General features: G+C 63.6%; 22 protein-coding genes. 16 read left to right on the top strand and 6 right to left on the bottom strand.

The genetic code is table 11. The annotated features are described in order from the left end of the window. Positions 1 to 74 precede the first annotated feature (74 nt). The gene (locus EK23_RS03495; protein ID WP_045223805.1) at positions 75 to 1,451 is read left to right on the top strand and encodes an APC family permease; all 1,377 of its coding nucleotides are present in this window, start codon (positions 75 to 77) and stop codon (positions 1,449 to 1,451) included. Between the two features lie 8 nt (positions 1,452 to 1,459). Here EK23_RS03495 and EK23_RS03490 read toward each other — a convergent pair whose 3' ends face one another. Further along, a complete protein-coding gene (locus EK23_RS03490) occupies positions 1,460 to 2,302 on the bottom strand; it encodes a PIG-L family deacetylase (RefSeq protein WP_052807885.1) in 843 nt (280 codons plus the stop codon). A gap of 103 nt (positions 2,303 to 2,405) precedes the next feature. Here EK23_RS03490 and EK23_RS03485 point away from each other — a divergent pair, with 103 nt between their 5' ends. Continuing rightward, positions 2,406 to 3,314: a RodZ domain-containing protein gene (locus tag EK23_RS03485; protein WP_082053889.1), complete on the top strand. Its 909-nt coding sequence runs from the start codon at positions 2,406 to 2,408 to the stop codon at positions 3,312 to 3,314. Between the two features lie 184 nt (positions 3,315 to 3,498). After that, on the top strand, positions 3,499 to 4,752 hold the full coding sequence (locus tag EK23_RS03480; protein ID WP_045223803.1) for a hypothetical protein: 1,254 nt from the start codon (positions 3,499 to 3,501) through the stop codon (positions 4,750 to 4,752). 34 nt (positions 4,753 to 4,786) lie between these two features. Here the strand turns inward: EK23_RS03480 and EK23_RS03475 are convergent, their stop codons facing one another. The 3 genes from EK23_RS03475 to EK23_RS03465 all read right to left on the bottom strand — a co-directional run bounded on the left by EK23_RS03475 (position 4,787) and on the right by EK23_RS03465 (position 10,474). Beyond that, positions 4,787 to 7,255, bottom strand: a complete 2,469-nt coding sequence (locus EK23_RS03475; RefSeq protein ID WP_052807884.1) for a methyl-accepting chemotaxis protein — start codon at positions 7,253 to 7,255, stop codon at positions 4,787 to 4,789. Positions 7,256 to 7,501: 246 nt separating this feature from the next. Beyond that, the gene (pntB, locus tag EK23_RS03470) at positions 7,502 to 8,899 is read right to left on the bottom strand and encodes a Re/Si-specific NAD(P)(+) transhydrogenase subunit beta (protein WP_045223802.1); all 1,398 of its coding nucleotides are present in this window, start codon (positions 8,897 to 8,899) and stop codon (positions 7,502 to 7,504) included. 15 nt (positions 8,900 to 8,914) lie between these two features. Beyond that, positions 8,915 to 10,474 (bottom strand): Re/Si-specific NAD(P)(+) transhydrogenase subunit alpha, encoded by a 1,560-nt coding sequence (locus EK23_RS03465; protein ID WP_045223801.1) that lies wholly within the window; start codon positions 10,472 to 10,474, stop codon positions 8,915 to 8,917. Positions 10,475 to 11,070: 596 nt separating this feature from the next. On the opposite strand from EK23_RS03465, the gene EK23_RS03460 reads away from it, so the two are divergent. The 5 genes from EK23_RS03460 to mutM are packed head-to-tail and all read left to right on the top strand — an operon-like array spanning position 11,071 to position 15,984. Then, positions 11,071 to 12,006: an ABC transporter ATP-binding protein gene (locus EK23_RS03460; protein WP_045223800.1), complete on the top strand. Its 936-nt coding sequence runs from the start codon at positions 11,071 to 11,073 to the stop codon at positions 12,004 to 12,006. Positions 12,007 to 12,012: 6 nt separating this feature from the next. Beyond that, on the top strand, positions 12,013 to 12,768 hold the full coding sequence (locus EK23_RS03455; RefSeq protein WP_045223799.1) for an ABC transporter permease subunit: 756 nt from the start codon (positions 12,013 to 12,015) through the stop codon (positions 12,766 to 12,768). Next, positions 12,765 to 14,168, top strand: a complete 1,404-nt coding sequence (locus EK23_RS03450; RefSeq protein WP_045223798.1) for a GldG family protein — start codon at positions 12,765 to 12,767, stop codon at positions 14,166 to 14,168. Before EK23_RS03455 ends, EK23_RS03450 begins: the two co-directional genes overlap by 4 nt. Further along, positions 14,168 to 15,133, top strand: coding sequence for a DUF4340 domain-containing protein (locus tag EK23_RS03445; RefSeq protein WP_052807883.1), 966 nt, complete (start codon positions 14,168 to 14,170; stop codon positions 15,131 to 15,133). The genes EK23_RS03450 and EK23_RS03445 overlap by 1 nt, the downstream gene beginning before the upstream one ends. A gap of 35 nt (positions 15,134 to 15,168) precedes the next feature. Beyond that, a complete protein-coding gene (mutM, locus tag EK23_RS03440; protein ID WP_045223797.1) occupies positions 15,169 to 15,984 on the top strand; it encodes a bifunctional DNA-formamidopyrimidine glycosylase/DNA-(apurinic or apyrimidinic site) lyase in 816 nt (271 codons plus the stop codon). A 4-nt stretch (positions 15,985 to 15,988) separates the two neighbouring features. Here the strand turns inward: mutM and EK23_RS03435 are convergent, their stop codons facing one another. Further along, complete coding sequence (locus EK23_RS03435) at positions 15,989 to 16,168, bottom strand: hypothetical protein (RefSeq protein WP_045223796.1); 180 nt, start codon at positions 16,166 to 16,168, stop codon at positions 15,989 to 15,991. 196 nt (positions 16,169 to 16,364) lie between these two features. On the opposite strand from EK23_RS03435, the gene metF reads away from it, so the two are divergent. The 4 genes from metF (at position 16,365) to EK23_RS03415 (ending at position 19,924) form a co-directional block, all read left to right on the top strand. Then, a complete protein-coding gene (gene metF / locus EK23_RS03430) occupies positions 16,365 to 17,234 on the top strand; it encodes a methylenetetrahydrofolate reductase [NAD(P)H] (protein WP_045223997.1) in 870 nt (289 codons plus the stop codon). A 45-nt stretch (positions 17,235 to 17,279) separates the two neighbouring features. Next, a complete protein-coding gene (locus EK23_RS03425; protein WP_045223795.1) occupies positions 17,280 to 18,635 on the top strand; it encodes an adenosylmethionine--8-amino-7-oxononanoate transaminase in 1,356 nt (451 codons plus the stop codon). Further along, positions 18,636 to 19,376 (top strand): 16S rRNA (uracil(1498)-N(3))-methyltransferase, encoded by a 741-nt coding sequence (locus tag EK23_RS03420; protein ID WP_045223794.1) that lies wholly within the window; start codon positions 18,636 to 18,638, stop codon positions 19,374 to 19,376. A gap of 86 nt (positions 19,377 to 19,462) precedes the next feature. Next, positions 19,463 to 19,924, top strand: a complete 462-nt coding sequence (locus EK23_RS03415) for a CopD family protein (RefSeq protein ID WP_045223793.1) — start codon at positions 19,463 to 19,465, stop codon at positions 19,922 to 19,924. A gap of 5 nt (positions 19,925 to 19,929) precedes the next feature. Here the strand turns inward: EK23_RS03415 and radC are convergent, their stop codons facing one another. Next, entirely contained in the window at positions 19,930 to 20,607 is a 678-nt protein-coding gene (gene radC / locus EK23_RS03410; protein ID WP_045223792.1) for a RadC family protein, read from the bottom strand. Positions 20,608 to 20,716: 109 nt separating this feature from the next. Here radC and coaBC point away from each other — a divergent pair, with 109 nt between their 5' ends. The 4 genes from coaBC (at position 20,717) to EK23_RS24850 (ending at position 25,586) form a co-directional block, all read left to right on the top strand. After that, entirely contained in the window at positions 20,717 to 21,925 is a 1,209-nt protein-coding gene (gene coaBC / locus EK23_RS03405) for a bifunctional phosphopantothenoylcysteine decarboxylase/phosphopantothenate--cysteine ligase CoaBC (protein ID WP_045223791.1), read from the top strand. Next, positions 21,906 to 22,361 (top strand): dUTP diphosphatase, encoded by a 456-nt coding sequence (dut, locus tag EK23_RS03400; protein WP_045223790.1) that lies wholly within the window; start codon positions 21,906 to 21,908, stop codon positions 22,359 to 22,361. The genes coaBC and dut overlap by 20 nt, the downstream gene beginning before the upstream one ends. Positions 22,362 to 22,373: 12 nt before the next feature. Further along, positions 22,374 to 24,761: a phosphomannomutase/phosphoglucomutase gene (locus EK23_RS24560; RefSeq protein WP_327037024.1), complete on the top strand. Its 2,388-nt coding sequence runs from the start codon at positions 22,374 to 22,376 to the stop codon at positions 24,759 to 24,761. Between the two features lie 447 nt (positions 24,762 to 25,208). Further along, positions 25,209 to 25,586 carry a YunG family protein gene (locus EK23_RS24850; RefSeq protein ID WP_045223789.1) on the top strand — a complete coding sequence of 126 codons (378 nt, stop codon included), beginning with the start codon at positions 25,209 to 25,211 and terminating at the stop codon, positions 25,584 to 25,586. Positions 25,587 to 25,647 lie beyond the last annotated feature (61 nt).

The raw sequence follows: 25,647 nt of genomic DNA, 5'->3' as shown, positions 1-25,647 counted from the left end.
GGGCGGGGTTATCTTGTTTGTGGCACGATAGTCAGGCTACCTCCAATTCTTCAATCCCAAGCCGCTTCCGACTCATGCATCAGGAATCAGGTCATCTCAAGCGCCGCCTGGGGCTAACCAGCGCAATTTCCATCACCGTGGGCGCCGTCATCGGCTCCGGCATCTTCATGAAGCCTTTGAGCGTGGCCCAGAGCCTGCCCAGCGAAGGCTGGATCTTCGCACTGTGGATCGGGCTGGGGCTGGTGTGCCTGTTCGGCGCTTTCGCTTATGCGGAACTCGGCGCCATGTTTCCCGAAGCCGGCGGGCAGTATGCTTTCCTGCGCGAGGGTTGGGGGCCGGCGGTCGGATTCCTGTACGGCTGGGTCTTCTTCTGGGCCATCAACAGCGGCACCATGGCGGCTCTGGCCACGGCTTTCGCCGAGTATCTGCTGCCTCTTCTGCAGATCGACAAGGCGGCCCATCCCTTGTCGGTGGTGGGGGTCGCCTCGCTGATGATCTTCCTGCTGGCGACGGTGAACCATTTCGGCGTGACCTTGGGGGCTCTGCTGCAGAATCTCTCCACATTCGCCAAGCTGGGGGCGCTGGGCCTCATCGTGCTGGGCGGCGCCTTTGCCGCGGCGGGTCATGGCGTCGCACCGACGACTGCGAGCGATCCCGCGGTGCAGTCGCTCAAGGTATCGGGACTGCTGACCGCCTTTACCGGCATTTTCTGGGCCTACGAGGGCTGGTATCAACTGCCCTTCAACGCCGCCGAACTGCGGCGGCCGGAGCGGCATCTGCCGCAGGGGTTGATCTTTGGAATGCTGCTGCTGATCGTCACCTATACGGCGGTGAACGCGATCTACCTGGAAGTGGTGCCCTTCGCCGAAATGCGCCAACTGCCCGCAGGCGCCGACCAACAGGTACCGTACCTGGCGGTGATGCGTATCTTCTCCCCCCAGGTGGCGGCTTACCTGACATTGCTGGTGGCAATATCGGTGATGGGAGCGGCCAATCCCAACCTTCTGTGCTCTTCCCGCGCGTTCTACGCCATGGGCCAGGACGGGCTGGTCCCCAAGAGGCTGAACTGGATTCATCCGCGCCACGGCACGCCCTCGGTGGCCATCTGGAGCCAGGCCCTGTGGGCCATCCTGCTGGTGCTGTACCTGAAGGAGTTTCACGACATCACGGCTTTCGTGGTGTTCGCCAGTTTCCTGTTCTATGCCATGACGGTGGCGGCCGTGTGGCGGTTGCGCCGGCGCCTGCCGGACCATCCCAGGCCTTATCGTTGCACGGGCTATCCGTTGACGCCGGCTTTGTTCATTCTGGTGACGGTGGCTTTCGTGGTTACCCTGCTGCTGGACCCGGTCGAGCGTCATAACGCCTTGGTGGGGCTGGCGATCCTGGCGGCCGGCGTGCCCTATTACTGGTGGCGCAAGCGCGCGGTGGGCGCCGCGCGCGGCGAGGGCTGAGGCAGGCCTTACTTGAGGAACTTGCGCAGCACTTTCCCTGCTTTCTGCTTGAGGCCCGGCGGCTGTGTCGGCTTGGCCGGCCGGTGGGCGAATTTGATCAGGTTGACGGGAATCCAGCGACCGTTGATGGGGGATTCGGCGGGAAAATCGCGATCGCGGACGAAGCACTCGAAATCGAACCACTGCCAATCGGGGTACCAGGTCCAGCAGTCGTTGCGCCGGTAGACCTCCACCGCGGCCCGGGTCAGCGCCGGATCGGTGGGCAGGCTCAGATAGTCGTCCGGATCCGGCGTCACGTAAGCCAGCATGAGTTCCAGGGACCGGTTGCTCACGTAATTGCTGAACCAGAGTTGGAAGCCTAGTTCCTGGCGCAGCGCGCTGAGGACCCGGTAGACCTGGATATGGTCTTCGTGGCCGTATTCGCCCCAAGGATTATGGGTGATGACGTTACGCACCCCCGTCAGGCGTTCCCGCAGCATGGCGCGCAAGGTAGAGGCGTTTTTCCGGTAGGCGGCTTCCGCTTCCGGCTTCTTCGACAGTTCGATGCCATATTCGTTGAGGACCGGCACTCTCCAGTCGGCGCCATTGAAGCTATCCGCTTCGTCCAGTCCCAGAGACTGGATGCCCCGCACCGGATGTTCCTCGAGGCTGCGCTTTCGGGCCGGGCCTGACTGCGTGTCGGCGGGATAGGCCAGGAAGCAGATGAGCACCTGTCCGACCTTGCCTGCGACCGAACTGGCCCAGAGAATTTCGTCATCCGGGTGGGCCACCACGAGCGCGGAGTGTTCCAGCATGACGTTGTAAAAGGCTGAAGTACAGGCGTCTTGTTTGGGCGGGTTTTCCGGTTGCATGGCGTTTTCCTTGTGCCGGCGCAGGTGCTTGTCAGCGGGCCGGCGATGAGTGACACTAAATCAGCTTTATTCGGACTATCAGCAGTTTCCGCAACGGAGGAGCATGAGTAGCACCCAGGATATGCGGTCCAGCCCACCGGTGAGTGAGGGCTTCACAGGTCCAGGATCCCAACTGCGCCGCGCACGTGAAAATCACAGTCTATCCATCGAATCGGTGGCGGCACAGCTCCATGTGCTGCCCAAGATAATAGCCGCCCTGGAGGCTGAGGACTATGCGAAGCTGCCGTCGCCGGTTTTCGTGCGCGGGTATCTGCGCAGTTATGCCAAGGTCGTTGGGCTCTCCCCGGAGCCCTTGATCGAGTCCTACAACCGGGTCGCCGGCGGTGAACTTGAGCTCACGCCCGCCGAGCCCGAGGACGCCGAAGAGCGGCCGATGCGCTGGAGCATCTATGTGGGCGTGCTGGCCGGCCTGGCCGCGGCGGTCCTGTGGGTGAATCGCGACGGGCTGGTGCAATATTGGACTGGGCCGGCTTCGCCAGCGGATGAGGTGGCGGCGCTGCCGCCGGTCGCCGAACCTGTAGTCCGGTTGCCGGAGCCGTCCGAGGCGCCTCTCGCGCCAAAGCCGGCGGCGATTGCTGATCAGCCGGCCGAAGCGTCGGCGCCGCCCGTCGCCGAGGTGACGGCACCACCGCCGACGGCAATGCCGGCGGCCGAGCCAAGCGCAGCCAAACCGGCGCGGGAGGAGACAGTCGCGTCCACGGTCGGGCAGGGGCCGGACCAGCTCACGGTCCGGATTTCCGAGGATTCCTGGGTCGCCATTCGTGATGCCTCGGGACAGCGCCTGATCTACGGCAAGCTCTCCGCTGGCACGGTGAAGACCATACGCGGCGAGGCGCCCTTCGCGCTGGTGCTGGGGAATGCCTCCGCCGCCCAGGTGGAGTTCAACGGGCAATCGGTGGATCATTCCAAGTACACCGTTGGCGCCGTGGCCCGCTTCAAGATACTGAAGTAGTAATTCCTTCCCGATGCCCGTATCTGGTGCACGGGATATTCCTTTAACGGTGCATCCCTTCCGCGTGTTTCCGTCCAACAGGCCGCCGGAGCGACAATCTGCGGCCTCGCCGGGCATGGCACGTTTGTTTCTTGTCGCGTAAGGAGTTATTTCAATAATGGCTGCCAAGGAGCTTTAAACCGCCATGTCCCATTCGTATGCCCTGGAACGCCACGGCGACAAAGAAAATTCCGCTTTTTTCGAACAATACCTGCCCAGACTCCTGGAGGAGCGCGACCGCCTCGGTCTGACGGACATGATCCGCGAGATCGATGCCCTGATGATCACGGTGGATCCGGGGCGCAGCATCGAGTACATCGGCGAGCTGTGCTTGATGACGCCCTATCACTACCTGGTCACCTTGGAGAGCGAGTCCCACTTCACCCATGTCCTGCGGGTCAACATGGACTACCCGGACCTGCTGGTGCGCGAGGTGAAGGATCCGAACACCCGGGGCATCTTCCGCAGTCTCAACGAGGTGTATCCCATCGGCGCCAAGAAGCCCAACAGCCGCTACATTGGCGAGGTGCTGCGGGTCACTGATCTCCATGGCGTGGTGGAACTGCAGAAGAGCCGGGAGTTCCGCTTCTTTTCCCAGGACGATATCCGCAAGCTGGAGCTGCCGGGGAACCTGGCCGTCAGCAAACCCTCGCCATACACCCACAACATCGTGGCTTATCTGGAGCGCCCCGCGGATGCCCTGCGCGTCTACTCACTGGGGCTCAGCAGCATCCGCAGCGACGTGCAGGATGTCTATCTGGCTGCCAAGGAACTGCAAGCCAAGTTGAAGCTGGACGATCTGATCCTGCCCATCGACCACCTGGCCACGCGCGTCTACAGCCAGAACCGCGAGGTGGCCATTCTGGAATGGCTGTCCTGGTCCAGCTACTACTATTGGGGGTCCTTCGATATCAAGGACCAGAACTCGTCCACCAATGTCACCAAGAGCGTGCACTTCTCCAGCGAGCTGCGCAGTCCGGCCAAGGTCTTCACCGCCAACAACACGCCCTATTTCGTGAACCACCTGGACGGCCTGCCTTCGCCCACCGAGAACTTCGTGCGCAACTACGGCCCGCGCCTGCACCACATCGCCCTGGCGGTGCGCGACGGGGAGCGCGGTGGCAAGGAGAATATCGATTACGTGGTAGGGGAGATCGCTCGGCAGGGCAAGTCATTCCTGTTGGACGTGATCGGTTCAAAGGAAGAGGGGCTGAAGCAGATCTTCTCCAGCGCCTCGGAACATTCCTCGCTGATCATCGAGTACGTCCAGCGCTTCGGCGACTTCGAGGGCTTTTTCACCAAGCAGAACGTGGCGGAGCTGACCCACGCGGCTGGCGTTGAAGAGGAACTGAATTCCTTGCAAGCGGAAATGGGAGCCGGGCGAGCCGTTACCCACTAAACCTGGGGCCACCGTTGTGGCGGCCGCCGATGATTCAGAACTGGCTCCAGTCGTCCTCGTCCGCAGCGACGGAAGCGGTCGGCGGGGGCGGGGCCATGCCAGGCTCGGGTGGCGGCAGACTTTGGGCAGGCCTTGCCGTGGCCGTTGCGTTTCCTGCTTCTGCAACCCTGAAATGGGATACCAGCTCGGACAGGGATGCTACCTGCAATTCCAGTGATTCCGCCGACATGGCGGTCATCTCCACCAGGGCGGTATTCTGCTGGGTGACGACGCCCACGCGAGCCACAGCCTGGTTGACCAGCCCGATGCCATCGCTTTGCGCCCGAGATTCTTCGGCAATGCCGGTGATGATGCCGGTCACCTGGTTCACGGCGCCGACAATCTCGTCCATGGTTTCGCCGGTTTCGCGCTCCAGCTTGGCGCCGCCTTCCACCTTCTTCACGGACTCGCCGATCAGGGTGTGAATTTCTTTTGCGGCCGACGCTGAACGCTGGGCCAGGTTGCGCACTTCCGCCGCAACCACGGCGAAGCCGCGCCCGTGCTCTCCCGCCCGGGCCGCCTCCACCGCGGCGTTCAGGGCGAGGATATTGGTCTGGAAGGCGATGCCGTCGATGACGGCGATGATCTCTACCACCTTGCGCGAACTTTCGTCGATTTCCTCCATGGTCTCCATCACCTTGTGGATGATGGTGCCGCCGCGCCCGGCCACCTCGGAGGCGGTTTTGGCCATGCGGTCGGCTTGTCCCGCATTGCCGGCGTTGCGCTTGACAGTGGCGGCCAGGACGTCCATCTGCGTCGCGGCCTGTTCCAGTCCGGAGGCCTGTTCTTCGATGCGCGAGGACAGTTCGCTGCTGCTCTGGGCAATTTCGCGGGCGGCGGAATGGATAGCGTCCGTGGCTTCCTGGATGCTCTTGACGCTCAGCCCCAGGTTGCGGATGGTGGTGTTGACGTCGTCCTTCAGCCGGGCGAAGTCGCCTTGGTAACTGGCTTCGATCTCGTGGGTGAGGTCGCCCTGGGCCAGGGCCGCCAAGGCTTCAGAGACATCCCGGATCGGACCGACGATGGCGTCCAGGGTGCCGTTCACTCCCTCCACGATGCGCCGGTAGTCGCCATGGTGGCGGGGGGCGTCGGCGCGGACGGACAACTGGCCTTCCACGGCCGCCTGGGCCAGTCTGTGGACATCGGTGACCAGGGCATTGACGTTGTCGATGGCGGCATTGAGGTTGTTCTTGATGATGTTGAAGTCGCCGGCGAATTCCTCCGTGATCTTGGGCGGCAAGTCGCCACGGGCAATGCGGTCCACATAGTTGGCCGCGATGCCTATGGGGCCGGTAACCGCGTCGAGGGTGCCATTGAAGCCGGCCACGATGTTGCGAAATGCGCCCTCATGGGCGGCCGTGTCCGCGCGAGCGGAGAGCCGCCCCTCGCGCGCTGCGCGTGCGAGTTGCAGCACATCGCCATCCATGCGCTCCAGGGCCGCTATGCAGGTGTTCAGGTTTTTCCGGATCAGGTTGAACTCCCCTGCATACTGCTCGGTGATGAGCGGGGGTATGTCGCCGTGGGCGATGCGGTCGACATAGTCGGCGGCCACATGCAGGGGGCCGGTCATGGCATCCAGCGTCTCGTTGAAACCCTGCAGGATACGGCGGTACTCGCCCTGGTAGCGTTCAGGCGCGGAGCGTTCAGACAAATGCCCGAGCGTCGCCGCATCGCAGACCTTGCGCATCTCTGCGGTCAGGCTGCGGATGGCAGTCACCAACTGCGCCAGCGAGCCGATGAGGCTCATGGGCTCTACCTGCTTGTCGAATTCGACGTTCAGATCGCCGTCCGCCACCCGGCGCACGAGCCGCGCCGCTTCAGCGGGCTCGCCCCCCAGGATCTGGAAAATTCGGCGGAACAACCAGTAGCCGCCGCCGGCCACGAACACGGCGGTGAGCAATGACAGCAGGATGCCGGTCCAGAGGGCGCTTTGCGCTTGTGCCTGGACGTTCAGCTTTTCCGCCTGGTTGCTCTCGGCCAGTGAGCTCAGCGCGTCCAGCAGGCGCTTCTTGATCTCCCGCCAGGCCGGCGTTTCCTGCTGGTTGAGGATTTGTTCGGCCGCGGGCCGGTTGCCTTGCTGGATCTGGCGCAAAAGCTCTTTCTGCATGTCCCGCTGCTTTCCGGCGAATGTGGCGACCTCGGTCAACTCCTTTTCATGCACCTTGAGGATTGACGATACGGCGGCGGCTTCGCGGAGCGCCGTGTCGAAGTCCTGCTGCGCCTTGGCCAGGTTTTCGTAGGCTGTCTTGTTGGCGGGGTCGAGCAGGATGTTGCGCAGGGCCTGGCCCATCTGCAGACCCTGGGCATAGCCTTCCTGGATGCGCTTCTGCAGCACCAGCTGCGTATCCATGAGTTGCCCGAAATGTGACGAGGTGGACTCCAAGGCATACAAAGCGACGCCATTGGCCAGCACGAATAACGCCAGAAAGCCGGCGAGCCCCCAAAGCAGTTGTTTGCGCAGCATAAAGCCTCCCAGGATTGATCTTAGGGATCTCGCGCGCATTAGGCGGTCGCTGAAGTGGACGGCTGCGAAGGCAACCCGATGATCGGCGGAAATCGGCCGCGCCAAACCGCTTGGCGCCCTGGCGGACGCCCCGGTTCAGCCTGTTCTGATAGTTCGGTGGGGGCCGCTCTGAGCAAGTATAGACAGGGCGGCGACTCCCGGAGGGAATGGTGGAAGGCGGCGGCTGGGTAGCCGCCGCCCGGCGCGTCAGCTCTTGAGGACGACCAGCACTTCGTCCAGCATCTTCTTGGCGTCGCCGAAGAGCATGCGGTTGTTGTCCTTGTAGAACAGCGGGTTGTCCACGCCCGCATAGCCCGAGGCCATGGAGCGCTTCATCACGATGGAGGTCTTGGCTTTCCACACCTCCAGCACCGGCATGCCGGCGATGGGACTGTTGGGATCGTCCTGGGCGCCCGGATTGACGATGTCGTTGGCGCCGATGACCATGGCCACGTCGGTTTCCGGGAAGTCCTCGTTGATCTCGTCCATCTCCAGCACGATGTCGTAGGGCACTTTCGCTTCTGCCAGCAGCACGTTCATGTGGCCGGGCATGCGTCCCGCCACCGGGTGGATGCCGAAACGCACGTTGACGCCGCGATCGCGCAGCACCTTGGTGATCTCGAACACCGTGTGCTGGGCCTGGGCCACCGCCATGCCGTAGCCCGGCACGATGATGACATTGGACGCCTCTCGCAACAGTTCCGCGGTCTCCTCGGCGCTGATGGGCTGCACCTCGCCGGCCGGCTCCGCACCGGCCGCTGCCGGCGCGCCGCCTTCGGTGCCGAAACCGCCGGCGATCACCGACACGAAGTTGCGGTTCATGGCGCGGCACATGATGTAGGACAGGATGGCGCCGGAAGAGCCCACCAGGGCACCGGTGACGATCAGCAGGTCATTGGACAGCATGAAGCCCGTGGCCGAGGCGGCCCATCCCGAGTAGCTGTTGAGCATGGAGACCACCACCGGCATGTCGGCGCCGCCGATGGCCATGACCATGTGCACGCCGAAGGCCAGCGCAATGGCGCTCATCACCAGCAGCCAGAAGATGCCCATGAAGCCCTCGACGCCGAGGAACAGCTTGCCCACGAAGATCACCACCAGCAGGCCGGCCAGGTTGATCCAGTGGCGCCCAGGCAGGAGCATCGGTTTGCCGCTGATCTTGCCGGACAGCTTGCCGAAGGCGATCACGGAGCCGGAGAAAGTGACGGCGCCGATGAGGATGCCGATGTAGATCTCCAGTTCGTGGATGGTCTTCTCCGCCCCTGCGAAGCTGGAGGTCGGATCGATGTAGTTGGCGTAACCCACCAGCACGGCGGCGAGACCTACCAGGCTGTGCATCAGGGCCACCAGTTCCGGCATCTCGGTCATCTTGACCTTGATGGCGGCGAACACGCCCACGCCGCCGCCGATGAGCATGGCCAGGATGATGGGCACGTAGCTGTTGACCTTGGGCCCGAACACCGTCGCCAGGATGGCGATGGACATTCCGACGATGCCGTAGAGATTGCCGCGTCTTGCGGTCTCAGGATTGGAGAGCCCGCCCAGGCTCAGGATGAACAGGATGGTCGCACCGATATACGATACGGTAACTAATCCTTCTGACATTGTTATTTCCCCCGATTATTTACGGAACATGCGCAGCATGCGCTGAGTGACCCAGAAGCCGCCCATCATGTTGACCGAAGTCAACGCGATGGCGAGCGCCGCCAGCCCGGTCAGTATCGCGCCCGGGGAAGAAATCTGGATCAGCGCGCCGATGGCGATGATGCTGCTGATGGCGTTGGTGACGCTCATCAGGGGGGTGTGCAGGGCCGGCGTCACGTTCCAGATCACCATGTAGCCCACGAAGCAGGCCAGCACGAACACGGTGAAATGGGCCATGAAGGCGGCCGGCGCGGTGGCGCCCAGACCGAAGAACGCCAGGGCGCCCAGGCCCAGGGTGATGGCGGATTTGGCCCAGGCGGGCAGCTCGGCCTTGGGCTTGGGCGGTTCCACGGGTTTGGCGGCAGCGGCCGGCTGGGCCGGCGCGGCGGAAATGCGCGGAGGAGGGGGTGGATAGGTGATGCTGCCGTCCTTGATGACGGTGGCGCCGCGGATGACCTCATCTTCCATGTTGACGTCGATGTTGCCGTCCTTGGTCTTGCACAATTCCTCCAGCATGCGCAGCAGGTTGGTGGCGTAGAGGGTGCTGGACTGTTTGGACAGGCGGCTGGGCAGGTCGGTGTAGCCGATGATGGTGACGCCGTGGCGCACCACCACCTCGCCGGGCACGGTCAGTTCGCAGTTGCCGCCCTGCTCGGACGCCAGGTCGACGATGACGCTGCCGGGCTTCATGCTCTCCACCATGCCGGCTGTGATCAGTTTGGGCGCAGGCTTGCCGGGGATCAGGGCGGTGGTGATGATGATGTCCACATCCATCGCCTGGCGGGCGTAGAGTTCGCGCTGGGCCTTCTGGTAGCCCTCGGACATGACCTTGGCGTAGCCGCCGACGCCGGTGCCTTCCTCCTGGTAGTCCACATCGACGAACTCGGCGCCCAGGGATTTCACCTGATCCTTCACCTCGGGACGGGTGTCGGAGGCGCGCACGATGGCTCCGAGGCCCGCGGCGGCGCCGATGGCCGCCAGTCCCGCCACGCCCACGCCGATGATGAACACCTTGGCCGGCGGCACCTTGCCCGCGGCGGTGATCTGGCCGGTGAAGAAGCGGCCGAAGTGGTGGGCGGCTTCCACCACGGCGCGGTAGCCGGCGATGTTGGCCATGGAGCTCAGGGCGTCCAGCTTTTGCGCGCGGGAGATGCGCGGCACCATGTCCATGGCCAGGACGGTGGCCTTGCGCGCGGCGAGCTGATCCAGGAGATCGGGGTTCTGGCCGGGCCAGATGAAGCTGATCAGGTTGCCGCCTTCCCGCAGCAGTTCCACCTCGTTGATCCCGAGGTCCGGGCGCGCTTCCGGGGCGCGGACCTTGAGCACGATGTCCGAGGACGCCCATAAGGAGCTGGCGTCGCTGATGATCTCGACGCCCGCCTCCCGGTAGGTCTCGTCGGAAAAATTGGCAGCATCGCCGGCACCCGTCTCCACGGCCACCGAGAACCCCAGTTTCTGCAGTTTCTCGGCCACTTCCGGCGTTGTCGCAACACGCTTCTCCCCTGCGTGTATCTCTTTGGGAACCCCTATTCTCATAACAAAATCTCCTCCGCACATTATTGAACCCCGTCAGAGCGGGGCATGTTGTTGTCGTGGATGATGAGCAGCGAATCGGCCACAAAGAGCGCCAAACTCACCGGCCAAGGCCGGTTTCCCTTATCCCTCGCCCACTGGTTCGGCGGAGAGGGGGGTGATCGCGGGGCGGCGGGAAGTCTCGGGCGGATCAGGAAAACAAGATTACATCCGAAAAATTCACCATCTAAAGGGAGAACGTTGACAAGTCGATCTCTGTCGGTCGAAAGCAGCCCGTGACTTCTATACAGGGAAAGAGCCGGGGCGGTCAATCTTTTTCGGGGCGCCGGGCGCTCCGCCTTCGGCAGCCTGCAGCCAGGGCGCCTAAGGGGGCTTGCGAATGGACGCGCGCCTGCGTTCCGGTTGATAATCTCCGCAAAAAGACAGCGACGCCGGCAGGCATTGCAGAGCGTTTCCTTGAGCCCAGATCGCCTATCCCTAAGTTTCTGCAGACTCTCGATGCGCCGCCATCTGGGCGCCGACCTTACAGCGAATCGGCGATTCGGTAGCCACTCGGCGACACTTGTCTTGACAGGATTTTTTTGTATCTTAGCGACGCCATGAGCAGCCTCATTCAAGTCGAACAACTTTCGCGCTATTACGGCGGCCAGTGTGCCGTGAACAACGTCAGCTTCTCCCTGGAGAAAGGCGAGATCCTGGGATTTCTGGGGCCCAACGGCGCCGGGAAGTCCACCACCATGCAGATGATCTGCGGCAACCTGGCGCCGACCGTCGGCCAGATCCTCATCAACGGCATCGACATCCTGGACAATCCGAAGGAGGCCAAGCGCGAGCTGGGCTATCTGCCGGAGAATCCGCCGGTGTATCGGGAACTGACGGTGGACGAATACCTGGATTACTGCTCCAGCCTGCACCGTATCCCGCGGGATAAAGCGCGCCGCGCGGTGGACAACGCCAAGGAGCGCTGCGGTCTGACCGAGGTGGGCCAGCGCCTCATAAACAACCTGTCCAAGGGCTATCAGCAGCGGGTGGGCATCGCCCAGGCCATCCTGCACACGCCCGCCGTGATCATCCTGGACGAGCCCACGGTGGGCCTGGATCCCATCCAGATCCGCGAGATCCGCGAGCTGATCCGTGACCTGGGGCGCGAGCACGGCATCATTCTGTCCACCCACATCCTGCCGGAAGTGCAGGAGTCCTGCACGCGGGTGCAGATCATCCATCAGGGCAAGCTGGTGCTGAACGACAGCATCCAGGGCCTGGAGCAACAGATGCGCGCCTCCAGCGTGCTGCTCGGCACCCGCGAAATGCCGGAACTCATGCGCCTCTATGGCATCGAGGGCGTGCAGTCCATCACCGAACTGGGCGAGCACCGCTACCGCATCTTCCACGACAAGGACCGGAATCCGGCGGAGCAGATCGCCGCCGCCGTGGTAGCTGGAGGCTGGGGACTCATTGAACTGACCCCGGAGCGGCGCAGCATGGAACAGATCTTCATCGACATCACCCAACACAGCACCCAGACGGAGGCATAAGAGGCAATGATGGCCTTCACCATTGCGGGGCGCGAACTCCGCACGATGTTCCTTTCGCCCCTGGCCTGGTCCATCCTCGGCGTGATCCAGCTCATCCTCGCCTACATGTTCCTGGCCCAACTCGACTACTACCTGATGCTGCAACCGCGCATCGCCGGAATGGAGGACGCGCCCGGCATCACCGACCTGATCGTGGTGCCCTTGTTCGGCAATGCCGGCGTCATCCTGCTGCTGGTGACGCCGCTATTGACCATGCGCCTGATCAGCGAGGAGCGGCGCAACCGCACACTGAGCCTGCTGTTCACCGCGCCGGTCTCCATGACGGAGATCATTCTGGGGAAATACCTGGGCGTCTTGGCCTTTCTCATGATCATGGTGGTGATGATCACCGCCATGCCGATCTCGCTTTTGTTGGGCGGCGGCTTGGACTTCGGCAAGCTGGCGGCCTGCGTGCTGGCCCTGAGCCTGCTGCTGGCGGGCTTTGCCGCCGTCGGCCTGTTCATCTCCAGCCTGGCGCAGCAGCCGACAGTGGCCGCCATCTCCACCTTCGGCGCACTCTTAGGGCTTTGGATCATCGACTGGTCGGGTAAGGAGGAAGGCCAGGGCAGCGGTCTGCTGGAATACCTGTCCATGCTGCGCCACTACGAGAGCCTGCTTAAAGGCCTGGTGAGCACCACGGACCTGGCCTATTTCATTCTGTTCATCCTGGCTTTCCTGGTGCTGAGCGTACACACCCTGGATAACGACCGCCTGCAAAAATGAAGATCAACGCCCGCACCCATCTGGAGATCCGCCTCCAGAACCTGAGCTTCACCCTGCTGTTCCTGGCCGCGATTGGCCTGCTCGCCTGGCTGAGCACGCGTTATTCCACCCAGTTCGACTGGACCGCCGGCGGGCGCAACACCTTGTCCGAGGCTAGCTCCAAGGTGCTTGACCTGCTTCAGGGTCCGGCCAAGGTCACCGCCTATGCCCGTGAGGACAAAGGCTTGCGCCAGCGCATTACCGATCAGGTGGGCCGCTTCAGCCGCAAGAAGCCCGACCTGGCCCTGGCCTTCGTCAATCCCGATTTGCAGCCGGACAAGGTGCGCGAGTTGGGGATCACGGTGGACGGCGAACTCATCATCGAGTACCAGGGCCGCAGCGAGCAGGTTCAGGAAGCAACCGAAAGCGCCATCGCCAATGCCCTGCAGCGCCTGGTCCATGCCAAGGAACAGCACGTGGTGTTTCTGGAAGGTCACGGCGAGCGCTCGCCCAAGGGCCAGGCCAACCACGACCTGGGCCAGTTCGGCGATGAACTGGGGCGCAAGGGTATCGGCGTTTCCATGGTCAATCTGGCGGTGACCCCCGATATTCCGGACAACACGGATTTGCTGGTGCTGGCCAGTCCCGAGGTCAACCTACTGCCCGGCGAGGTGAGCCTGATCCAGGCCTACGTGAAGAAAGGCGGCAATCTTCTATGGCTCGCGGAGCCTGGTGATATCAAGGGACTGGCGCCGCTGGCCCAGCAGCTGGGGCTGAAATTCCTGCCGGGCACGGTGGTTGACGCCTCCACCCAGTTGTTCGGCATCAACGACCCCACCTTTGCCCTGGTGGCGGAGTATCCGCCGCATCCGGTGACCCTGGGCTTCGAGATGATGAGCTTGTACCCGGGCGCCGCCGCGATCGAAAAGGAGGGCGAGGTAGACTTCGAGCGCACGCCCATCCTGGGTACCCTGAAGCGCTCCTGGACCGAGACCGGCCCCATCAAGGACAAGATTCAGTTCGACGCCAATACCAGCGAGCGTGAGGGCCCGCTGGAGATTGCTTATGCCTTGGTGAGGCCCAAGCCCAAGACGGACGGCGACAAGCCCGAGGCCACAGAGGCCGGCCAAGCCAAGGAAACCAAGCCTGCCGAGCAGCGGGTGCTGGTGGTGGGCGACGGCGACTTCCTTACCAACGCCTTCCTGGGCAACGGGGGCAATCTGAACCTGGGCCTGAACATGATCCACTGGCTCAGTCAGAACGAGGCCTTCCTCAATATTCCCGCCAAGGCTGCGTCCGACCGCACGCTGAACCTTTCGTCTGCGGCTTCCGGTAGCATTGCCATCGGCTTCCTGTTCCTGCTGCCCTTCCTCCTGATCGGGGCCGGCGCGCTCATCTGGTTCAATCGTCGGAGACGCTGATGAAAACGAGGCTGTTGCTGAATCTGCTACTCCTGTCTGTCGTCCTGGCGCTCGCTGCCCTGGTGGTCTATGAGCCCGGCGTCGAAGAGCCGCAGGTCGTGCATCTGACCGATCTGGACGAGAGCACCATCGACCATATCGTGCTTGAGAACAAGGAAGTCATCGTTTTCGAGAAGCGCGAAGGCCACTGGTGGCTGACCGCGCCCTTCAGCGCCCCCGCCAACGAGATCCGCATGCGCCAGTTGCTGGACATCGCCAATGCAGAGAGCGAGGCGCGCTATCCGTTCGTGCCCGAGGATCAGAGCAAATACGAATTGGACAAGCCCAAGGCCAAGCTGACCCTGGGTAAGGTGACCCTGATCTTTGGCGGTTCCGACCCCATCGACATGCGCCGCTATGTCTGGGTCGGCGATACCCTGCATCTGGTGAATGACGATTTTTCCCATCATCTGACCGCGCCGGCCACGGATTACGTGGACAAGAAGCTGCTGCCCGATGACGCCCACATCCAGAGTCTGCTGTTGCCTGGCATCAAGGCCGACAAATCTGCCGACGGGCACTGGACCATCGAGCCGAGCAGCGAGGCCGATGCCGGCATCAATGACCTCGTCATGGCCTGGCAGACGGCGCGGGCGATAGACGTTAAGCGTCTGGACCAGCCCGCACAGGGCGATATCGCCAGGATCGCCTTCAGCGATCACGGGCCGGTGGAATTCGTGATCCTGCAGCGCGAGCCCGACCTGGTGCTGGCCAGGCCCGACTGGGGCCTCAAATATGTGGTGGCAACGGACATGGCCAAGTCCTTGCTGGCCTTGCAGAAACCACAGCCCAGCCCGTCGCCGGGCGCATCCACCGGGCAGGAGGAAGAAGGCGAGGACGAGGATGACGGGAGCGAACCGACCGTGGAGGGCGAAGCCGCGGGCATGGAAGAGGAGATGGAGACCGAAGGCGAGGACGTGGAGTAGGGCGACAACCGCTGGAAGCGCCTTTCGCTTGCGCCGTGCCTGAACTGCCGGAAGTCGAAACCACCCGCCGGGGCATCGAGCCCCATGTGGCGGGCCGGATTATTCAAAGGGTAGAGGTCCGCGACGGGCGTTTGCGCTGGCCCGTTCCGCCGGACCTGTCCGCCAAGTTGGAGGGTCGCCCCATCGGCGGGGTTGGGCGGCGCGGCAAGTATCTCCTGTTCGATGCAGGCGCGGGCACCTTGCTGGCGCACCTGGGCATGTCAGGAAGTCTTCGCATCACCGATCCGGCAGTCCCGCCGCGCAAGCACGATCACGTGGACTTTCTTCTCGAGGGCGGCGCCTGCCTGCGCTACCACGACCCGCGTCGTTTCGGCTGCCTGCTCTGGGTGGAAGGCGACGCGGCAGCCCATCCCTTGCTGGCGGAACTGGGCGTGGAACCCTTCTCGCCCGAATTCGGCGGGGCTTATCTGCACCGTCGCGCGCGGGGCCGCGCGGCGGCGGTCAAGGCCTTCATCATGGACAGTCATCTGGTGGTGGGCGTGGGAAACATCTACGCCAGCGAGGCGCTGTTCATGGCGGGCATCCATCCGGGCCGCGAGGCGGGCAGCATCAGCGCACGCCGTTATGGCCGGCTGGCGCAAGCTATCGTCGAGGTCTTACAGGCGGCCATCGCCCAGGGTGGAACGACCTTGCGCGATTTCGTCAACGAGGCCGGACGCCCCGGCTATTTCCAGCAGACCCTCAACGTCTATGGCCGCGAGGGCGAGCCCTGCAAAGCCTGCGGGACGACGATCCGGAGCGAGCGCATCGGCCAGCGGGCCAGTTGCTACTGCCCGCGCTGTCAGCGCTGAGTTCTCAGCGGCGCCGTTCCTTGGAGACCAATTCCTTGTATTGGCGGAAAAACGACAGGGCGGCATAGATCATCACCGCGAACAGCACCCATTCCTGGGGAGAGACGCTGGTGGAGTCCTCGTCCAGGAAGACGATGCCGAAGACCGCGACGGTGAACAGGGCAACGTAATTGAATAGGCTCATGGCTTGTGGGACACGGGTTGGTGGTCCGCGATGCGGGACCCTTGTACTTTGAGCGTTCCTGCAGCCGAAAGTTTGCGGTAAGCTGCGCGCTGCCGCAAGATGCGGCCGGAGCCGCGGAAATCCATCCGCGGCCTTCCCGTCGGGGACCGAGCCTCGCGCGCCGCCCGAACCTTTGGAACGACAGGCTTTTCCCATGATGGATTCTCAAAAGAAATACGCCCAGACCTTCAGCTTCGAATTCTTCCCGCCCAAGACCGACCAGGCCACCGAGAACCTCCGCGCGACGACGCTGAAGCTCGCCCGGCTGAAGCCGCGCTTCTGTTCCGTGACCTTCGGCGCGGGCGGTTCCACGCGGGAAAAGACCTTCGAAACCGTGGTGGACATCCAGCGCAACACGGGCATCGAGGCAGCGCCCCATCTTTCCTGCGTCGCCTCCACCCGCGAGAACATCCGCGAGGTGCTGCAGGCTTATAAGGACCAGGGCATACGGCATATCGTGGCCCTGCGCGGCGACATGCCGTCCGGCATGCTCTCCGCCGGCGAGTTCCGCTACGCCAACGAACTGGTGGCCTACATCCGTCAGGAGATGGACAGCCATTTCCATATCGAGGTGGCCGCCTATCCGGAAATGCACCCGCAGGCGCCCAATTACGAGGCGGACCTGCGTAATTTCAAGCGCAAGGTGGAGGCGGGCGCCAACAGCGCCATCACCCAGTATTTCTACAATCCGGAAGCCTATTTCCGCTTCATCGACGATTGCGAGAAGGCCGGCATCGACATTCCCATCGTGCCTGGCATCATGCCCATCACCAACTACTCCCAGTTGGCGCGCTTTTCCGACTTGTGCGGAGCGGATATCCCGCGCTGGATACGCAAGCGCCTGGAAGTGTTCGGGGATGACCGCCAGTCCATTCGCGCCTTTGGCATCGAGGTGGTCACGGACCTGTGCCGCCGCCTGCTGGAGCAGGGTTCGCCGGGCTTGCATTTCTATACCCTCAACCAGGCGGAAGCGACCCTGACCATCTGGGACAACCTGGGGCTGGGCGATCCCGCCGAAGCGCGGTAGGAGCGGCCTCCGGGCCGCGATTCGTAAGGCTGCGAGCGAGCTAGCATGTTACGGGGCAACCAGGCACTCATAGACCGCGACCTGGCGGTTCTCTGGCATCCCTGCACGCAGATGAAGGACCACGAGGCGCTGCCCCCCGTTCCGATCCGCCGTGGCCAGGGCGTCTGGCTGGAGGACTTCGAGGGCAAGCGTTATCTGGATGCCATCAGCTCCTGGTGGGTAAACCTGTTCGGGCACGCGAACCCGTACATCAACGCCGCCCTGCGCGCCCAGGCGGAGGAACTGGAGCATGTGATCCTGGCCGGCTTCGCCCACGAACCGGCGGTGCGCCTGGCCGAGCGCCTCGTCAGCCTCGCACCGCCTGGACTCTCCCGCTGCTTCTACGCCGATAACGGTTCCTCGGCGGTGGAGGTGGCGCTGAAGATGAGCTACCACCATTGGCGCAATCTGGGGCGGACCCGCAAGACGCGCTTCATCACCCTGGAGAACAGCTACCACGGCGAAACCCTGGGTGCCCTGGCGGTGGGCAATGTGCCCCTGTACAAAGAAACCTACGCCCCCTTGCTGATGGATGTGATCAGCGTGCCCTCGCCGGACTGTTATCACCGGGCACCGGGCGAATCCTGGGATGCGCATGCGCTGCGCCGCTTTGCCGACATGGAATCGGCCCTGGCATCCCATGCCGAGGAAGCCTGCGCTGTCATTGTCGAGCCCCTGGTGCAATGCGCCGGCGGCATGCGCATGTACCCGCCTGTCTACCTGCAGCGCCTGCGCGAGGCCTGCGACCGGCACGGCGTGCACCTGATCGCCGACGAGATCGCCGTGGGTTTTGGCCGGACGGGAACGCTGTTTGCGTTCGAGCAGGCGGGCATCACCCCGGATTTCCTGTGCCTGTCCAAGGGATTGACGGGCGGGTATCTGCCCCTGTCCGCCGTGCTGACCCGGGAATCCATTTACCAGGCCTTTTACGACGACTATGCCAGCCAGAAAGCCTTCCTGCATTCCCACAGCTATACCGGGAACGCACTAGCCTGTGCCGTGGCCCTGGCCACCCTGGACCTGTTCGAGCGGGACGATGTGATTGCGCGCAATCGTGATAAGTCCAAAACGATGAGCGAGGCGGCGGCGGTGTTTGCGGACCACCCCCATGTGGCCGAGGTACGCCAGACCGGCATGATCCTGGCCATCGAGCTGGTCAAGGACAAGGCTTCCCGCGAGCCTTATCCCTGGCAGGAACGGCGAGGCCTTTCCGTCTACCGCCATGGGCTGGATCGGGGCGTGCTGCTGCGGCCTTTGGGCAACGTCATCTATTTCATGCCGCCCTATGTGATCAGTGACGAGGAAATCCGCTTCATGGCCGACGTGGCTTATGAGGGCGTCTGCCGGGCGACGGAGGACTGAATGCGCATTTCCCGGCTCTATCTGCCCTTGCCTTTGCAGAGTGGCGAAATGCTGAGCCTGGACGAGGAAAGCGCCCATTACCTGCGCAGCGTGCTGCGGCTCAAGCCCGGCGCCGACCTGGTGGTGTTTAACGGAGAAGGCGGGGAGTTCCCCGCGCGGGTGCTGGAAGCCCATCGCGAGGGCGTGCGGTTGGATCTGGGCGAGCGCCGCGCGCGGGAGAGCGAATCGCCATTGTTCACCCACCTGGGACTGGGGATTTCCCGTGGCGAGCGCATGGATCTGGCCATACAAAAGGCCGTGGAACTGGGCGTGAGCCAGTTGACGCCCTTGTTCACCGAGCACTGCGTGGTGCAACTGGACGGCGCGAAGCAAGCCCAGCGTCTCAAACACTGGCAAGGCGTCGTCCGCAGCGCCTGCGAGCAATGCGGCCGTAACCGATTGCCGCTGATTTCAGCGCCTGCCAATCTGGATGCCTGGATAGGCGCGCAGAACGGCACGCGCCTGATCCTGCATCCCGTCGGCGGGATATCCCTGATGGACTTGCCGCGCCCGGATGGCGCAATCACCCTGCTGTCCGGCCCGGAGGGCGGCTTCAGCGAACGGGAGCGTAGCGCCGCCATCGCCGCGGGATTCACGCCCTTGCGCCTGGGACCCCGGGTGCTGCGCACCGAGACCGCCGCCCTGGCCGCCCTGGCGGCGATCCAGACCCTGTGGGGCGATCTGGGTGGAGACTGCGCGTGAACCCCATCGCTGTCCCCATTGCACAGGGAACCCCATGCCGTCCGCGGATGCCCCAACGCTTTCAATAACCTCCAGGAGTTCAAACCATGTCACTCGCCATAGCCTTGCACATGTTGGCCGCCGTCGTCTGGGTCGGCGGCATGTTTTTCGCCTACGTGGTGCTGCGCCCCACCGCCGTGGAACTGTTCCAGAGCCCCGAACGCCTGCGCTTGTGGTTGCGGGTGTTCGAGCGTTTTTTTCCCTGGGTCAAGGTGGCCATCGTGCTGCTGCTGGTCACGGGGTTCTGGGTCATCCATGGCCTGGGCGGCTTCGCCAATGTGGGCTGGCATGTGCACCTGATGCTGACCCTGGGGCTGATCATGTTCGCCGTGTTCGGCCACATCAACTGGGCCTCCCTGAAAAAACTGCGTAACGGCGTCATCGAGGAGAACTGGGAGGCGGCGGGGGCTGCGCTGGGGCAGATACGCCAACTGGTTGGACTGAACCTGATCCTTGGCCTGATCGTGACGGCGGCCGCCGCTGCCGGGCGCTATCCGCTCTGGTCCTGAGGCGCCTAGATCAGGCCGTGCTCGGCAAAGGAATAGGCCTCCGGGTCGTCGCCGACGATGAAGTGGTCGAGCACGCGAATGTCGACCAGGCCTAGAGCCTGCTTGAGTTTCTGAGTGAGTTGCCGGTCCGCCTCGCTGGGTTCGGCAATGCCGGAGGGGTGGTTGTGGGCGAGGATGACGGCGGCGGCATTGGCGGCCAGCGCCAGCTTCACCACTTCGCGGGGATAGACGCTGGCGCCGTCGATGGTGCCGCGGAACAGTTCCTCGTAGCGGATGACCCGGTGCTGGTTGTCCAGCAGCAGGCAGGCAAACACTTCGAAGGGATAGGCCCGCAGGACGGAGGCCAGGTACCGGCGGGTGAGGCTGGGACTGGTGAGGGCCTCGCCGCGGCGCAGCTGCGAGTCCATGTGACGGCGCGCCATTTCCAGCACCGCTTGCAGCAGGGCGTATTTGGCGCTGCCCAGCCCCGGGGTGGCGGTGAATTGGTCGAAGTCGGCGTCCAGCAGGGCCCGCAAGGAACCGAAGCGCGACAGTTGTTCACGCGCCAGGTCCACGGCGGTCTTGCCCTTGATGCCGGTGCGCAGGAAGATGGCTAGCAGCTCCGCGTCGGACAATGCCCCCGGGCCCTTCAGCAGTAGCTTCTCCCTGGGCTTTTCGTCATCCGGCCAGTCCGTGATCGGCATGGTGCACCTCACTTGCTTGATATTCGGCGCATTATCGCCGCAAAAGCATAGAAGGCCGGGGCCAAACTTGCCATAATTGGCCTCTTTCCAACATGGACTTGACGCTGTTTTGACGCAATTGACCGGCAAGCGCATCCTGCTCGGGGTCACGGGGGGCATCGCCGCTTACAAGGCTGCCGAGCTCACCCGTCTGCTCAAAACTGCTGGGGTCGAGGTGCGCGTGGTCATGACCGATGCCGCCACCGCTTTCGTCGGGCCGCTCACCTTTCAGGCACTTTCGGGCAACCCGGTGCACACGGGGCTTTTGGACCCGGCCGAGGAGTCGGCCATGGGGCACATCAGCCTGGCGCGCTGGGCCGATCTGCTGCTGATCGCCCCGGCCACCGCGGATTTCATGGCCCGGCTGCGCGCGGGTCTCGCCGGCGACCTGCTGGCGGCGTTGTGCCTGGCGGCAGAATGCCCCATCGCCCTGGCGCCGGCCATGAATCGAGCCATGTGGGATAATCCGGCGACCCGCGAAAACCTGCAGGTCATTGAGGGCCGGGGGATGCGCGTGCTGGGGCCGGCTCAAGGCGAGCAGGCCTGCGGCGAGACGGGTTGGGGGCGCATGCTCGAGCCGGCGGAGATCGTCGAACAACTGGCACTCGGTTCGGCGTCCGGGCCACTGGCCGGCCTGAAGGTGCTGGTGAGCGCGGGCCCTACCCGCGAACCCATCGACCCGGTGCGTTTCATCAGCAACCGTAGTTCCGGCAAGATGGGCTATGCCGTGGCCGCTGCCGCGGCGGCGGCAGGCGCCCGGGTGCTCCTGGTGTCGGGGCCTGTGGCGCTGGAGGCGCCACGCGGGGTGGACCGCGTGGCTGTGGAAAGTGCCGAAGACATGCGCCTCGCCGTTTTTCGGCGCATCGGTGAGCAGGATATCTACATCGGCGCGGCGGCCGTTGCCGACTATACCCCGGCAGTCGCAGAGGAGCGCAAGATCAAGAAGAACGATGAGCGCATCAGCCTGCAACTGGCGCGGACCCGGGATATCCTGGCGGAGGTGGCGGCCCTGCCGAATCCGCCGTTCACCGTCGGGTTCGCGGCGGAAACCCACGGGCTGGAAGACTATGCCCGCGGCAAGCTTCAGTCCAAGCGGCTGGACATGATCGCGGCCAACCTGGTGGGCCAGGCCGAGGGCGGATTCGACAGCGAGTTGAATGCCTTGCAGGTTTTCTGGAATGGCGGCTCGGCGCGGCTGGAGATGGCTTCCAAGCAGCGTGTCGGGGCACAATTGGTGGAACTGATTGCAAAACGATTTCATGCGAAAAATACAGCTTAAGATCCTCGATGAGCGCATTGGGCATACGATCCCCTTTCCCGAATACGCCACCCACGGCTCCGCCGGGCTGGACCTTCGGGCCTGCCTGGAAGCTCCCTTGACGTTGGAGCCGGGGAGCACCCATCTGATTCCCACCGGACTCGCCATCCACATCGAGGATCCGGCGCTGGCGGCCGTCCTCTTGCCGCGCTCGGGCCTGGGCCACAAGCACGGTATCGTGCTGGGCAATCTGGTGGGCCTCATCGACTCGGACTATCAGGGCCAGGTTATGGTGTCCTGCTGGAATCGGAGCAACCAGCCTTACGAAATTCAGGTTGGCGACCGCCTGGCGCAGATGGTCTTCGTCCCTGTCGTGCAGGTGGCGTTCGAGCGGGTCGAGGAATTTTCCGAGAGCCAGCGCGCCGCGGGTGGATTTGGCCACACGGGACGGCAATAGGCGGCTGCCGGGATGAATCTGCAGCGATTCCTCACCCTGTTGGCGGTGGCGGCGTTAGCCGCGGTGCTGGTCACCGGAACGGGCGTCTATGTGGCGGCCTGGCAGTCGGCGCGCTCGGCGGAGCAGGAAGCGGCGCGGCAGGCGGCCGAAGCGGCGGCGCGCAGTCTGCGCAACACACTGGACATGCTGATAGGCAGCGTGGAGGGCCTGGCGGCGGATTCGCGCTATGCGCAGATACTTGCCAGCGGCAATGCTGCTCTGCTTCAGGAGACCGAAGCCCGACTTACGCGCGCCGTGCCTTCGGCGCTGCAGGTACGCCTGCTTGCGGAGCGCTCCGAGGCCCTGGATGAGACCCGGCCGCCCCACATGGGCTTCGCCGACCTGCAGATGGCCCATGAGGCGGTGGAACAAGCGCCACCGCCGGCCTTCCATGGTGCCAACACGCCCCACCAGCATCTGGCGCTGGCTCGCAAGCTGGAGGGCGGCGGCGTGCTGCTGGCCAGTGTCTCGCCCAAGCTGCTGGAAGCCGTTCTCGGCGCATCCGGCGTTGCCCTCGAGTTGCGCCAGGGCGATCTCTCGGTCAAACGCACAGGCGACGCCGAACTGCAGGAAACCACGCCTGCCGGCACGGTGGATGTCCCCGGCGCATCGTGGAAGGTGGCTTACCGGGTCAAGGGCGTGTCCTTTTTTGCCGACGGCTGGTTTTTCGTGTTCCCCCTCCTGGGCATCCTTCTGACAGCGGGTGCTTTCTATTCCCTGGGCCGTTGGCTGCTTGGCGCTTATCACAACGATCAGGAGAGCGTCGCGCAACTCGTGCGTGACCTGATGCGGGGCCGCGCCCTGGGCAACTATCCCATCCGCATCGGCGACAGCGAGTTCATCGTACACAAGATTGCGCAACTGAAGCACGAGGCCATGGCGCAGGGATTCCAGCCTGTGCCGGCGTCCGGGGAGCAGGCCGTCGGGCGGCCTGAAGCCCCTGCCGTACCGGCGCCGCCCGTGCCGGCTCCGGAAGGCTCCGCCGTTACCACCGTGCCGGCTTCCATCTTCCGCGCCTACGATATTCGCGGCGTGGTGGGCGAGACCTTGACCGCCGAGCTGGTCTACGAGATCGGGCGCGCCATAGGCAGCGAGTGCCACGTCAAGGGCGAGCAGCGGGTGATGATCGCCCGCGACGGACGGCATTCCAGCCAGGAGTTCAGCCAGGCCCTGGCCAAGGGCCTGCAGGCCACTGGCCGCACCGTGGTGGACCTGGGGCTGGCGCCCACGCCGCTGCTTTATTTCGCCACCCATGTGCTCAACGGCAAGTCCGGGGTCATGGTGACCGGCAGCCACAATCCCCCGAAATATAATGGACTGAAGATCGTCATCGCCGGCGATACGCTGGCCGGAGAGCAGGTGCAGAAACTGCGCGAGCGCATCGAGGCCAAGGACTTCATCCACGGCATCGGCAAGATCGAGAACCGTGACTTGATGCCCGATTACATCGAGCGCGTGATGGATGACACCCAGCTCGGCCGACCCATGAAGATCGTCATGGACTGCGGCAACGGTGTCGCCGCGAAGCTCGCACCTGCCCTCATGAAGACACTGGGCTGTGAGGTGGTGGAACTGTTCAGTGAGGTCGACGGAAACTTCCCGAACCATCATCCCGACCCTAGCAAGCCGGAGAACCTCACGGCCCTCATTGATGCCGTGGTAAGCGCACAGGCCGATCTTGGGGTGGCCTTCGATGGCGATGGCGACCGCCTGGGCGTGGTGGATTGCGATGGCAAGATCATCTGGCCGGACCGGCAGATGATGCTGTATGCGGCGGACGTGCTCTCGCGCCAGCCCGGCGCCGATATCATTTTCGACGTCAAGTGCACGCGCCAACTGGCCAGCCAGATCGTCAAGAACGGTGGCCGACCGCTCATGTGGAAAACCGGGCATTCCATGCTCAAGGCCAAGATGAAGGAAACCGGCGCCATGCTGGCTGGCGAGATGAGCGGGCACATCTTTTTCAAGGAGCGTTGGTTCGGTTTCGATGACGCCGTCTATGCCTGCGCCCGCCTTGTCGAGATACTCTCCGGCGACCCGCGCAGCACGGCCGAAGTGTTCGCCGAACTGCCGGACAGCGTGAATACGCCGGAATTGCAGGTCGAGACGGAAGAGGGCGAGAATTTCGCCCTGGTCGAGAAGCTCAAGGCGCTGGCCGAGTTCCCTGAAGCCCGGCTGTCCGATATTGACGGCCTGCGCGTGGACTTCATCGACGGCTGGGGGCTGGTGCGGCCTTCCAATACCACGCCGTCCCTGGTGTTGCGTTTCGAGGCCGACAACGAGAAGGCGTTGGCGAGGATTCAGGGGGTGTTCAGGGATTTGTTGGTGCAGGTGAAACCGGATATCCGGTTGCCGTTTTGATGAGCGATTTGCCTGGATTCCATGGCTCAAGAAAGCTTGGCGTCTCTTCGCGACAGCCTGCATTTTGATGTGCGTTTCCGAACCCACGGTCGGGTTCCTTTTCTTTGCATGCCCAAAGAAAAGGAACCAAAAGAAAGGGCACCCGGTTGCCGCTTGTTCCCTGCGCTCCTTGCTTTCTCCGGGAGTCGGCAGAAGGGCCATCCCTGTCCCTCTGCCGCCGCGCGGCATCCTTCCCGCGCCCCTTCGGGTAATCCCCATCGAAAGCTGCGGTGCTCGGCGCGGCAAACGGGCTCAATACCCCAGGTCGTCCGGATTGTGGGAGCGGCCTCCAGGCCGTGATGTTCGCGGGCTAGAGCCCGCTCCTACAAATTAGGCATCCGGGAATATGTGAAGTTAGTAAAACAGCAAGCTGTCTATTGTTGAACTGAGCCGCACACACTTAGCACCATGGACGAGAGAACGTTTCAGATAATTCGCCGCGCACTCGAGAAGAGTTGGTCGGCTGACACTAGCGTCTGCTTCTCGCCTACTGCAGCGCCCTCTTACGGTCAGTGCGCCCAGACGGCCATTGTGGTTCAGGAGTACCTTGGGGGTGAGATCCTGAGAACCACTGGCTGGCATGGAAGGGGCAACCACTTCTATAACTCCGTCGCCGGTGAGCGGGTTGACTTCACGGCTGACCAGTTCGACATGCCCGGCTACTCGTACGCGCTGAAATACGAAGACTGCCCTTCATCTGTAACCGAAGCGCTCGCGGAGTGCTTGCCCGGTCAGGTGGACGCCTTGCGCCATGCGTTTCGGCGCAGCATTGCCGGTGCAGCCTGACACCTCGCCTTCCGGTGCGAGAGCCGGGTTCAAGTTTGGCTGTCGCGTAGCGACAAAAAAA

Source organism: Methyloterricola oryzae (assembly GCF_000934725.1).
GTDB classification, from domain to species: Bacteria; Pseudomonadota; Gammaproteobacteria; order Methylococcales; family Methylococcaceae; genus Methyloterricola; species Methyloterricola oryzae.
The sequence above is the reverse complement of the archived record's forward strand: the minus strand, read 5'-3'. Positions and strand labels throughout refer to the sequence as shown.